Source organism: Marinagarivorans sp. (assembly GCF_982758155.1).
In genome coordinates this window covers 1-13,528 of record NZ_CEXWTU010000115.1, presented here as the reverse complement: position 1 = coordinate 13,528, position 13,528 = coordinate 1, and the positions used below count along the sequence as shown (strand labels likewise).

General features: G+C 45.5%; 9 protein-coding genes. 4 read left to right on the top strand and 5 right to left on the bottom strand.

From position 1 onward, the window contains the following. From AC3A8L_RS12785 to AC3A8L_RS12765, 5 genes are all read right to left on the bottom strand, one after another. On the bottom strand, positions 1-4,645 hold a 4,645-nt coding region (locus AC3A8L_RS12785), incomplete at its 3' end, for a pilus assembly protein (RefSeq protein WP_487962651.1). Between the two features lie 14 nt (positions 4,646-4,659). Further along, complete coding sequence (locus tag AC3A8L_RS12780; RefSeq protein ID WP_487962650.1) at positions 4,660-5,292, bottom strand: pilus assembly PilX family protein; 633 nt, start codon at positions 5,290-5,292, stop codon at positions 4,660-4,662. Next, positions 5,289-6,401, bottom strand: coding sequence for a PilW family protein (locus AC3A8L_RS12775; protein WP_487962649.1), 1,113 nt, complete (start codon positions 6,399-6,401; stop codon positions 5,289-5,291). Before AC3A8L_RS12775 ends, AC3A8L_RS12780 begins: the two co-directional genes overlap by 4 nt. Next, a complete protein-coding gene (pilV, locus tag AC3A8L_RS12770) occupies positions 6,398-6,880 on the bottom strand; it encodes a type IV pilus modification protein PilV (RefSeq protein ID WP_487962655.1) in 483 nt (160 codons plus the stop codon). Before pilV ends, AC3A8L_RS12775 begins: the two co-directional genes overlap by 4 nt. Before the next feature lie 30 nt (positions 6,881-6,910). Continuing rightward, entirely contained in the window at positions 6,911-7,528 is a 618-nt protein-coding gene (locus AC3A8L_RS12765; protein ID WP_487962648.1) for a GspH/FimT family pseudopilin, read from the bottom strand. A gap of 813 nt (positions 7,529-8,341) precedes the next feature. Here AC3A8L_RS12765 and AC3A8L_RS12760 point away from each other — a divergent pair. The 4 genes from AC3A8L_RS12760 to AC3A8L_RS12745 form a co-directional block, all read left to right on the top strand. Beyond that, positions 8,342-10,843 carry a DUF1592 domain-containing protein gene (locus AC3A8L_RS12760; RefSeq protein WP_487962647.1) on the top strand — a complete coding sequence of 834 codons (2,502 nt, stop codon included), beginning with the start codon at positions 8,342-8,344 and terminating at the stop codon, positions 10,841-10,843. A 63-nt stretch (positions 10,844-10,906) separates the two neighbouring features. After that, on the top strand, positions 10,907-12,148 hold the full coding sequence (locus AC3A8L_RS12755; protein ID WP_487962646.1) for a DUF1552 domain-containing protein: 1,242 nt from the start codon (positions 10,907-10,909) through the stop codon (positions 12,146-12,148). A 215-nt stretch (positions 12,149-12,363) separates the two neighbouring features. After that, the gene (locus tag AC3A8L_RS12750; protein ID WP_487962645.1) at positions 12,364-13,185 is read left to right on the top strand and encodes an Lcl C-terminal domain-containing protein; all 822 of its coding nucleotides are present in this window, start codon (positions 12,364-12,366) and stop codon (positions 13,183-13,185) included. Then, a partial coding sequence (locus AC3A8L_RS12745; protein WP_487962644.1) for an Lcl domain-containing protein occupies positions 13,182-13,528 on the top strand: 347 nt, incomplete at its 3' end. The genes AC3A8L_RS12750 and AC3A8L_RS12745, both read left to right, overlap by 4 nt.

Below are 13,528 nucleotides of genomic sequence, written 5' to 3'. Positions count from 1 at the left end.
CATCGCCGTCGCCATCGCCATCTTCGTCTTCATCCCCGGTGTCTTTATCCTTGTCTGTACTGGCGCTGTATACCGGCGATAATCCATTAAAAAATTCTCGCTGGTAAAGTTGGGTGCTACCAATTTTGCCGGAGCAAATATCGTCGCTAGGGGTAAAGGCTGTAAAGAGTAAACTCGTTGAATATTGCGAGGCTTGTCCGATATTCCGTGCAGAGGTATTAGAGAAATTCAGTTTCCAACCACTCGTCTTGCCAATAATAGACGTAACATCATCATTCGTTTCTACCGCTTCACTACCCTGAAGAAAAACCTGCTTTCCATCATAGGTAAGAACCTGCCCATTGCTATATGTTTGAATATCACTCACATCAATGAGTTTTGTCGCATCAATGGCTTGCGTACCGATTTCTCCATTTTCGGCGACAGGTTCTTTTAAGCCATAAAAGCTATTCTGATCCGGGTATGCTCCATCCTTATCATGAAATAATCGCCCGGTGCCGGCGAATACCCAATAATTATAATCGGTATCAATACGCGTATAAGGTGCTGCCGAGAAAGCTTGCCCGGTACCGCTTAAAATGGCGCTATCGGTTGTTGTTATTTTGCTCCCAACGGTTGAAAGCTTAAGTCGTCTCAGTTGGCCATCTGGTGAATCCATAGCGCCAGACACCAAACCATAATAGACAGCATCGTCGATAAAATCCCGATTCCAATCCGTTACCGTAATGCCACCCACAAACGAGTTCGCCACACCCGTATCAACTGCTTGAAGTGATCCCGCTTTTAAATCATAAATAAAGACTTTAGCGGTTTGGTCACTTATTGCATTTTTTTGTGCGGCTTGTGTTGCTGCCTGATCCGCCCCTTTTGGCCCAGAACCAAAGGTAAGGTACCAGTTATTCGAAACACCATCATATTGTCCTGTTTGGCTATTGGCTTTACGCACTTTAATAACATCAACATTACCCGTGGTATAACCTAAAGATGGATCGGTTATTTCTGCAATTAAACGCGGCTCCGATTCTGGATTAGTAATATCCAGAACAACATAGGCCGAGCGCATCACTCTTGTATTACCATTTTTATCTGTTGTCTCGATAGGGCCGCCACCAAAACGCATACCCGCGACCAAAATAGTACCCCAACCACCGGGATGATCGTTATCGTTGGCGAATATATTCACATCAAATGTTTGTACATTGCCATCTAGGTACGCCACATGCGGATAGTTATAATCGGTTAGCCAGCGTAAATGGGGCAATAAATTATAGGGGACATAAGCCCAAAGCTCAGCCCCGAGTGGATGCTTATCAGTGGCGTAGGCCGTTTCATCACTATTGAAATAGCCGGCATTAAATGCGTGGAGCATGCCATCATTTGCTGCGGCATAAACCATTGTTCGTCGGTTGCGGTAATGCTTGCGATAATCACGATAAGTCGAGTCTGAAAAATCAATGTCATAGCCAATTTTAGGCGGGCCCACAATCACCGGAGATGCATTTGCAATATCGCCTAGCAACCATTTTTCATCGCCATCGGTCTTATCGAGTAAATCAGCTTTACGTGAACGAAAACCCACCTGATCCTCACCCCGAATATAATTTACCACCTGCCCAGCAGACTCGGGGCTACTCGCCAACAAATAATAGTTATCACCCGTAAAATTATCAGCCGTAAAAGACACAACCGAGGTATTGCCGGTTATTAAGCCATCTGCGTTATTATCTATTGCCGTTATAATGTGCCGCTGAGTAATCGCGGCTTGCGAGTAAGCTCGCTGTTTCGTAGGATCCGTTATCGCTGCCAATTGCTTGTGCGCACTCCACACGGTCTTTAAATCATGTAAAGGGATTAACTCACCACTTTTACTGCCGCGCGACCCATCGGCATTAGCCGTATAGCGCTGTGCCATCATTGTTTTACTCTCACCCTCAAAAACGACTTCAACAATTTTATCGGTTAATGTCAAACGACCATTTTTATCCGAGTCTTCACGCACGAAATTATTGCTATCCATAAACATGCCATTCAGCGTGCTCACCCAAGAAAGGCTATTCCCATTGTACATTAAGCTGGGGTAAAACAAACTTTGCAGATACAAACCAACACCATCACCCGCGTTAGTCACCACACTCGATCCCGTACCGGAGGCTGCGGAATCTAAAATTTCTGATAATACTTTATCGAATTGTAGCTCGAGATATTGCGGGTTATTCACATTGTGATAGTTATCGGGAATACCATCTGGCCCAGGTGCGCCGGTGTAGTTGTCTTTCGCATCCCACTCGCCTTGTAAATCCGGAATTCCATTATCATTTTGATCAGTAAATCCACCGTACTTGGCAGCATAAAATAGTGGCTGCTCTAGAAAATTAGTGGTGCCACTGTCCAGCGTGAATTCTTTGGTATTCCAACGAAAATCTATTTTACAATCACTACAGTCCCCACCATAAAATCCATTAATACCGGTTAATACATGAAAGCCATCTCCCTGCGAATTCACTTTATCCTGACCATTAACCTTTATGGAAGATCCCACACCATCAACAATAAAACCAAAACCCATTTTTGCATCAGTAGATTTTTTAAGGACACGCGATTTTACGGTTAAATGTGTTTTGGTAAGTTCGTAAGCAATAATACCGTTTAAATCTTGGTCAAAATCGCCACCTTGTTCACTATCTTCCCAAGTCACATACATTAAGCCGGTATAGGTCCCGTCATTATTGTTGTCGTTATGCGCTTCAATAATTTTAAAATCCACTATTGCGCAGTTACCACTTATATTGCTATTACGACAAGCCGGAAAAATAGTGATTTTTTTACTACTGTCGTTAATTTGAGAAATTTCAATTTTTGGAATAGAAGGCGCCAATGCAAAACCAAAGGTACTAACCGTTTGCTTACCCTTAACGTGACTATTTACATCATTATTTTTGGCGTAAAACGCTAAGCCAGAAGAATAATAAGAACCGCGCAAGCGTGGCGCATCTGGGCAGGTACCTCTAACTGAGGCTAATCCAATTACCTTTTTCGAGGTACAAAGTTCGTCGTTATCCGTGCCATAGGTTTTTCCTACAAAATAGTTCCCACCCGAAATACCTTCATGCCGCCCTAGCTCTGAAGTCAAACGATTAAGCTCGACAAAACTGGCGCCTATATCAACTGGATCTACATTATCACCATCGTAAGAAATAGTACTGCTGTTAAAAGCAAGAACATTCAAGTTGCTGCAATAATTTTCTTCTTTAACAACTTCTTTCCAACCAATAACACCTAAATTTGACGATACAAAACTATCATCAGCAGCATAACTAGCCGTGGGTTTTTCACCACCAAAATAGCGATAGCTTTCCAGCATAATTTCAGCAAATGGATTACCCCAGTTAGTGCATGATCCATCACCAAAACTGGATAACCCCCAGTGGCAATTATCCTCTGAATAAGTACCAAGCTCTTCTGTCGTTGAGTTCCATTTGGGCTGATAGGCCCAATTGGCTAAACGCAGGCTACCTAACGCTTTAATAATTCCACCGTCGGTCGTCATATCCTTAATTACTCCATTGGTTCGAATATTAATTTCGTCACCAATAGAACCAATATTTTTTCGTAACACACCGCCAGATTTATTTTTTTTGTAGCTACCCGTCATTAAACCGAACAGTATTTCGCCGTTTTGGCCATATTTTTGAAGAATACCAATGGGCTTAGAATTACCATCCGGGTACGCCGCACAACCTTCGGCAGCCAAATTACTTTTACTAGTGCACACTTTTACTCGCGCAACGTAATCAGCTAATTTTTCCCATTGCCTCGAAGGGTTATCGTGTGATGCATAAACACCTATGCTTTCTAAAACATCTCTATCACTGTTTCTACTCGGCTCACCACTATAAGGCAGCTCACCACTGTACAAACACTGCCAACGCTCACCGGCGGGCCAAAATGAATGATTACCTTTTGCTGCACGAATCAGTGGCGGGGCCGTGCTTTGCTGCGAACGAATACCAATGGTGCTATCAACCGTGGTATTACAAAAAGTGATGCCAGAATAAACAGATTGTTGCCCAGTCAGCAAACTACCGTAAGGTGTTAACTTACCTAGATCTGTACCGTTGTAATATTTTGCAAAACTGTGCGCGTCGTTAGGAAGGTGTGCTCGCTCCAGTACGGTGGTTGTACCGGTATCGGTTGATCGATACCCGCCGTAAAGAATTTTTCGAACCACATCAATACGAGTCATGGATAACCAATTTAAAAAATTACCACTCCATTGATTTGAATGACCCTGGTTACAATAATACTCACTGGTTGTGCGGGTGTCGGGCTCAAAAATGCTATCGCTATATTTGTAGCATGTCGCACTTTCGAAGTAACCAATGTATTTAATTGTTTTACTGTATGTTAGGTCTGCAATATTATCGCCATCAATGTCGTAAAAATCGTTGTAGGCTTTAAAAAAAAGCTGATGATCTGAGGACATGCTCAGCATCACCATTGGTGGAGTATTATTGCTAGAAGTAAACGGGGGCGTGCTTTGATAATCAATCGCATGTTGTGCATACAAATACACTGGGGTTATCATCACCACAATGGCAACTGAAATACTGGCGCAGGCTTTCATTATTTTTTTATAATTTAACATCTTAGTACACCATTTTAAGATTCTTTTGCTATGCGATAAGTAGACTGCAGCACAACCGTTGCGCGGCTGGCATTTCCACTGGCCATTGCAGTAATGCGATAAAGTGGTTTGTAATTTTCGTTTTCGCTGCTACTTACTGTAGCGCCCTGCGTAGAAAATCCCGACTTAAGCTCTGGTCCAATATTCGTAAAACATAGAAACTCTATAATGTATTTCACCGGTGTTTTTAAACCTTCCACATTCACGGTGGAATGGCGGGCAGTAGAATTCCAAACATCGAGTTTTTTATCTGACCAAAAATCATGTTGAAAATTTGTGTCTGGGTCAGAGATATAACATTGCGCCCGTTCTTGTGAGCGGTAATATTCGCCCGAGAAACATAAGCCATTATTGCATTCAGTATTAAAACATCCCGCACCACTGCAATCACTGTAATGGTTTAATAAGGGTGGTGGGCTTTCTGAAAGGTTCAGCTCAATCGTTGTTAACGCTGTTTCTACGGCCTCAAAAGCAACGCTTCGGTCATGGGCACTAGAGACCATTTTTAGCTCTAACCCCGAACGCTGCATACTGGTAACACCAATAAGGGTCATTACACCCAGAATAATCAAACTCACTATGAGCGCCGCACCACCTTGTCGCTTCATGTATTTTGATTCCTTATTTGAATAGTGCTACTCACCACCTGGCGCATAAACAGGCCAACATAATCAACACCGTTGAATACAACTGTTTGCGGTGTTGTAAATGCTGGCGCCTGTGAAATCAGTAAAATATTAATTTTTACAGTTAATACATTTTCCCAGTCATCGCTATCAACAACACCATCGCTATTAATGTCCATTTCACTGGCTTGTCGATATTCATTAATGTTGCCGTCTGCATTGGTATCAACACCATATAGAAATTGAATATTTTCTATGCCCGTTGCGAGTTCTTCTGTACGCGTAGTGATATTGCTATCATTAACTACCATGGATTGGCGCTTAAGCGCTGGCGTACCCGGCAGTAAAGTAGACTCACCAATAAAATACGCATTAGAAATAAGCGGCATAATGCGCGCGCCCGCCAAATACGATGCGCTGGGCAATGCCCTTGGGCAATTACTGCCACTGCAGTCCCCGCAGCTATATCGCCCGCGCAGCACATCATTACAATTATTTTGGCTAACGCCATGGCTTATTGTATTGGCATTATCAATTTTACTAGCTGTAAAAAGTGCACTGAATCGACAGGTGCCATCAACCATAGCCAGCGGTTGATTAAGCTCAAAATTGTGATTGGTCCATAATGAAATAGTATCGGTAATGGGGTTTTGTGCGCGCACAAGATATTCTTTCTCAGACTCACCACGACGAATCAATAACGAATCCGTTTTTGATTTAGCTAAAGCACGGTATTGCACCGGAAAATCAGCCGTCGACTTATCGCCATCAAACCCTTTAATGCCGGCAGTCCCTATAAAGCCCATGACATCCTGAGTAATGACATTCACTTGATCCGTATTATTGTTGGCGCAGCCAATATAGCCGGCCATACGAATATCTCGGCTGAGTACATCTAATGCAAAACGCGCATTTTCTTGTATATACGAAATTTCTTTGTGGTCTAGCTCACTGCGTTTACTGGTCATAACGACTTGGAAAACACCGTTTAAAATAATCAGCCCAATCAGCATTGTGATCATTAATTCAATCAGTGAATAACCCGCTATTTTTTTACGGACATCGCGACGTAAAAATGAATGCATTATCATAACCCTGCCTGCAATGTATAGGTTTCCCGCTCAGCATCTGCTGTTTCAGCTACCGGGTCTTTTCCTTTTTGGCTTGTCCTTACTAAATCGAACTCGATAGTCACGGTGTATGTCGTCCCGTCATACGCTATAGCCCCTTTGCCTGTTGGCAGCCGTTGAGACACTTTTTCCCGCCATACTTTAATATCCCAATCTTTTAACTCACTAGGGCTACAATTGGCATTTTCCGTAGAGCAGTCTGTAGAGGACGATGCACTTTCATCTAAACCAATTTTATAATTTGATGATGAATTTTTATTGGCACGAATACTCTCCATAATATCTTGCGCTAAAAATACCGCTTGCGAGTACGAATAGGCCTGATGGTTAAAACGAACCGCCTGGGTCTGCATCCCCAATACGCCCATCAGTCCCACCCCCAATACAAACAATGAAATCATCATTTCCAGCAAGGTGGCGCCACTATGATGTTTAATCATGATCACAATACGCATGCCTCTCAAAAGAATTCAGCACGACAAATCAGCGACGACAACCTTGCCCGCCCCATCATCAAAACGACTTTCGTGAATACCGTCTTCACCGTCTAAATCACGCGTTACCATAGTTCGGCCACTGCGTTCGATAATCAGCCCGCGGGCATAACTCACCCCACCTTCGGGTTCACACACCGTGACTAATGCACGCGCCTTATTTAAGCTAAAACCCTGACTGTTAAAGCTAAAATCAGTTATCGTTTCACTAGCGTTTTCGCCACTGACCACGACTTTATAATTGCCAACATTTGCAAAACTAAGAATAAGGGACTCATCTTTTTCGCGCTCTGCGTTTTGTGCAATCCCGGTATCGCCATCGCCGTTATCCAAAAATACGATCCAACCTTCGTTCCAGTCGCCACCGCAATCTGTGCCATTTGTACTCGCACACAAGGTTGTTACGCCATTGCGCGATGCGGCTTCACTGCGTGCGGTAACAACGGCAGCAGCCACACGACTTTGTAAGCTTTGGACATTGTTGCGTTTAATAAATCCTTGATAGGAAGGCACAGCCATCATCATCAAAATTGACGATATGACGATAACAATCATTAACTCAATAATCGTGAATCCGGTATTGCCCTTGTTCATAACAACTCCTGCATAACAGCTCATTAACACGCTCTAATATCGAACGCTTTTCGGCCGTTCAACAATAATGCTTATGCATTAACCCTAGCGTATTTACCCAGCGGCGGAGAGGGTGCTTAAGATGGACGGAAGCCATCCCTAGACTGACGGATTCGTTATAACCAACGTGCTTTTAATTAATGTTTTATTGGATCAGAAAGTAGCTAAAACAGGTAAATAAACGGTTTATTTACGCGACGGGTGAAGTGTAGTTATTCGAAAGGCTTTCAAGGAGCGCGATTACCCATTCGTTTCGTTATTAAATAACGCCGCACCAACAACGCATCAAATAGTCATGTGATGCTAACTGGCGCGAAACGCAACGAAAACGGTCTGTAATGAATCAAAACTGCCGTTTTTTAAGGATTACATGCGTTTTTCAAATGCAAGTCTTTTTTCTTCGCCCTAAAAACCATACTTTCGTTTGATGCCAGTAAAAATTATTACTAAAACCTGGCATACAAGAAGCTATTTAAAAAAATTCAGCGCATTTACGCCACTTTTTAGACTCATTAAACAGTGCCACTTTTTGCACTTATTTTTGTTCTTTTTCCCGCAAAACCCCCTGACACCTGTGTCATCGTATTAATCATTTGTGTCAATGTTCCCAATTCTTAGAAAATGGTGACCTTACCCCACAAAACTAGCATTTCGATCACAACGTAACACTATAAGTAGTTCTATTATGATCAGGTAAATTGTGCGACGCCCGCAGACTTGGGTGGCGCATCCACAAGAAGTACCAAATATGGCAACTTTTAAGAGGAAGGACTAATGCGCAAAATTGTGCCTTTAGCACTCGCGTCAGCAATTATGACCGCGTGTACTGGAACCGGAGACCCCGGATCGTCAAGCTCGAACGACGTAACATCTTCGAGTAACCCAACAACCCAAAGTAGCGCGCCGGTTGTTTCATCAACGCCTAGCTCTACCGCGACGAGTTCTTCAACACCTAACGCCGGCGGCGACCTTTATACAGATTACGTTGCCGATGATTTAAAAGGTGCAGAGCGTTATGAAGCAGCCGTTTTTGATAGTAACGATGCTCTTTTGTCCTGCTCATCTTGCCATGGTGCCGATGCTAACGGCATTACACCGATTGATTACCAATCTCTGTCTGAACAAGAAATGTTCACCATTATTAAAGATGAGATGCCAACACAGGTAGGCTCGCCTGAAGAGTGCGCAGGCCAGTGTGCCGCTGATATTACGGCTTACCTCAAAACTTTTAAAGTTGAAGAGAAGGCATCCTGCGATGCCACCAAGCCTTTGGGTTACTCGCCACAAGCATTGCGCTTACTGACATTGGACGAGTACCAAAATTCCATTGAAGACTTACTCGGTATCACCACTGATTACCGTACAAAAGTTGTCATCGATTCCGAGCGCGGAGGCTTCCCTAACAACGCCGCAACGCCAGTAGATGATAGCCGCGCTACGAAATATTGGTCTGTTTCTGAAACCGTTGCCAATGAAGCAATCGCAAACGGGCAGCCCTTTGACTGCAGCGGGGGTTGTTCCGATAAATTTGTCGAGGAACTATTACCACGCCTATTCCGCCGTCCCATTACTGAAGCCGAGCGTTTACAGTACTTTGAAATTTTTGGGGGTTCCGCTCCTGAGGAAGGCCTACAGCTGGCTATTATTGCAGCGCTTAACTCACCACAGTTCTTGTACCGCTCTGAGCTAGGCCAACAAGTTTCTGAAATTCTTAGCACCGAGCCTGTATCTTACTATCGTCCAGACCCAAGTTCGCAAATGCAAGTTGCTATTGGTAATCAAGGCGACGATGGTTTTTCTCGCATCCAATATTATTTAGATAATAACGGTGCAGAGCGTTATTCTTGGACGGGCAACGATATAGTCTCCTTCCAAATGCGCGCCTCGATGATCAATGGTAGCTACCCCTCCATCATCATGAAGACTGGGAATAAAGAATACCCTATCGAAATCACTTCAGACCGCCCACAAAATGTGCGTATTAATATCCAAGATGCTGCCGCTGGCGACGGATACATTGGCTTCCAAACCTCGAGTGACCAAGTATATATTAGCACCATCACTTTTGGCGCAGCGGTGCTGTATACCCCGGCTCGCGGTGATGAAGAGAAAATGAAGCTGGCCGACCCTGACAGCTACGTGCTTGATCCATTCGAGTATGCCACTTTCTTATCTTATACCCTCACCGGCAGCGCACCTGACGATCTGCTATGGGAAGCCGCCTCTAACGACGGCCTTCACTATGAAGATCAAATTCGTGCACATGTTGAGCGTTTGATTGATAGCTCTCGCGGTCGTGAGCGCATTGGCGAAATGGCCAGCTACTGGTTTGACACCTACAAGATCACGGGCTCGCTTTGGGATCGCGATAGCGCGCTCTTCCCGAATTACACCCCCGAGGTACGTGAGTCTATGGCTGAAGAAGTTCGTCAGCTATTCCAAGCCGTGGTTTATCAAGAGCGGCCGTTCGAATCTTTTTATGGCGGTGACTTTACCGTGCTGAACAAAACATTGTCGGATTACTACAGCATTGCCTCTGGCTCCTCGGGTGATAACGATTGGAACGTCGTTGAAAACCTCGATAAGCGCGGTGGTGTTTTAACTTCGGGCGCCTTTATGACTTTGCACGCATTACCGGAAAAAACACGCCCCATTATTCGGGCCGTGCGCGTGCGCGAACAAATGTTGTGCCAGCATATTTTACCGCCTCCGCTTCTCATTGAAGACCGCGAAGAATTGAAAAACCGCGTCAACAGTGAATATGAAATGGGCGGATTAACAACCCGAGAGTATAACGAAGGCATTACCGATGCGCGCTCTTGCGATGGCTGCCATCAATACCAAATCAACCCCTTATTCGGCATGGAAGATTTCGACCAAGCCGGCCAATGGCGCGATACCGAAAAAGGCTACGGCGGCGTACAAACGCTGGATGTCGATATAGCCGGTATTTTGTACGGTACCGAAAACCCTGATGACACCGATTCGATTCCATTCTCTGGTGCTAAGGAATTATCTAAAGTTATTGCTACTTTGCCCGGTGCTAGCGCTTGCTTGATCGAAAAAGGCTTCCGCTTTATTGCGGGCATGCCATTGAATAAAAAAGGTGTTGATAAAGTTGCGACTGAAAATCAATTAACCACCGAGCAAGAATCCGACTTTGCCTGTGCCGCAGACAAAGCCAAGGCCGCATTCTCTGCCGATGGCAACAGTGCTAAAGCCGCTATTACCGCCCTAGTGATGCAAGACTTACTACGCTACCGTAAAGCGAACTAATCACGCGGCTGGCCCAGGAATACTGGGCCAACTTTGAAACAGAATTATTAAAGGTATATAGGAATGACTACTGAAATAAGAAAATTCAATAGCACACGCCGCAAGTTTCTCGATATGGTATCGAAAGCCGGTGTATCTTCTGCACTCTGGAAAGCTTCGCCTTTTGTCGGCGGCGCCATGATTAACCGCGCAGCACATGCCGCTGGTGAAACTAAACGCTTTATTGCTTTTAGCTACCCTGCCGGTGCACCCCAAGGTTCTTGGGCTCCCTCTAGCCTTGGGTCAATGAATCAATGTACGCAACCACTGCTTGATGTCGCCCAATACTGCCAGTTCAAACTGGTGAATGTTCAGGGTGGTGGTCATGGTGCTGCTCATGCCGCGATGAACATCGGTGCCCGCGATAGCTTTGATGTCCAGATGGCCCGAGCAATCAGTTCAGATACGCCCTATCAAGGTCTTAACTTAGGTGTTCGCTGTACTACACCCACCGACCTTATTGGCCGGCGCGGCGGCCAGCCCATAGTGCCAGAAAGCAACGCGCAAGCCGCTTACAAGCAATTGTTTGGTGGCCCACCCCCTGGCGGCGCCGCGCAGGCCCTGTATCTAAAACAAAAGACAATTCTAGACTCTAACAAAGCAGCACTCGACGAACTGATGAAAAAGCTCGGTTCCGAAGAAAAAGCGCGCCTAGAGACTCACTTTGCCGCGCTAGAGCGTATTGATAAACGCTTGAACGATGCCTCGCAATTTGTGCCGCCTGCAGGTTGCGCGGACCCTCAAATGGCTTCACAGAACGCCAGCGATAATGGCGGCGGTTGCAAAAGTGAAATTATGTTGATGTCCGACATTGCCATTACCGCTATGAAGTGTGGTTTGAGTAACGTGGCTACGATCCAGCTGGACGATAGCCAAAGTAACTGGCGTTACGAAGGTAGCTTTACCGAAGCCCACCACCAAAGCTGCCACGGTCGTAGCCGTAACGATGTCATCACTATTACCCGTTACATTAACGAAGCCGTTGCTTACACCATCAAGACCTTGGCCGAAACAGACGACCCTGCCGGCGGCAAAATGATCGACAATACCGTGTTCCTACAGGTAACCGATCAAGACGGCATCAGCCACACCACCGGCGGTTGCCCGAATATTCTGGCAACCAATATGAGTCGCTTCCCCTCAGGTGTTGGCAGTGGCGGCACTAACCGTGCATTGATGAACGACATTGCGGATGGCTTTGGCTTAAGCGGTTTACAGTCGTCAGGCCACATGACGGACATTATGAAAAACGAGCATGTTGTATAAGGTTGATTAAGCCTTAGTTGAAACTTATAAAGGCCTAGCTGCTCTTGTGAGCACTAGGCCTTTTTTATTTAAATAGGCCTTAAATCAACTACAGCAACAATCATCACCTTTTATCTCAGAGTTCTCAGTTTAATCATCCACAGTTAGACTTTAGGTCCTCTATTGGGCATAAATAAACATTCGCAAACACCACTCAACACGATGAGCCAGTGACAATGAGAAACGGCCTTGTATCTTTAACCTTTGTTGGATTAGCCTGTGTACCACTAGCCTTTATACTTTCGGCTTGCGGCGGTAATACCTCAACGCCGCCCCTGAGTAGCGAAGACAGCAGCGAAAGCAACGCTAGTAGTAGCGCTCAATACCCACACCCCCTAAACGATACCGGTACAGATTACTGCCGTGCAGCTAACGGTTTCGGCGTCTATTGCCTAGTCGCTGGCGTGCAAGATGGCAATACTGGCCGCGATTTTCTAGCTAATACCCGCACACTCAACAAAACGGGTAATGGTCCACAAGGTTTTGATTGGTCTAAATTATCGCTAACTGGCAGCCTTACCAATGAACCGCAATGGGCTTGTATTCACGACAACCACACAGGTTTGCGCTGGGAAGTAAAATCGGGCGATGCTAATAGCCCGCACTTTGTCGGTTTAAAGTATTCGTGGTTTGATGACGACAGCAGCCGTAATGGCGCAGAATCCGGCTTACAAAACACCGACGACTGCAACGGCATTGCGTGCAATACCCAAGCTTATATTGATGCTCTAAACAGCATGGCCTACTGCGGTAGCAGCCGCTGGCGCTTACCCACAGTGAACGAGCTTATGAGTCTTGTCGTCACCACCAACCTAGACCTTGTCGTCGATTCCGATTACTTCCCCAATACCAAAAACGACCAATATTGGAGCAGCCAAACCTACGCCCCCATTAGGCTGCGCGCATGGTATTTGTACTTTAGCGATGGCAGCACTGGCAGCACAATTAAGGAAGCTCCCAACTATGTGCGCTTAGTGGCTGAAGGAGAATCCTTATGATCACACAAGCCTATACCAGAGCCCTTCAAACCTCTCTCGCATTACTGGCCATCGGCTGGCAATCTTGCGCATTGGCCACATGCCTAACCACTTTACAACAAGAAGCCCCTACCGAGCGCTACACCCTAAACACCGCTACCGCCATTGATACCCACACCGGCTTAATGTGGCTGCGCTGCCCACTAGGGCAACAATGGTCAGCAGAAAATAATCGCTGCAACCTCGATAACACACAAACACTCACCGCCACATGGGGCGAAGCCATTGAACGCGCGCACTTAGCAACAACCAGCGGCTTTGACGATTGGCGACTGCCCAACAAATCGGAATTAAGTTCAATAAC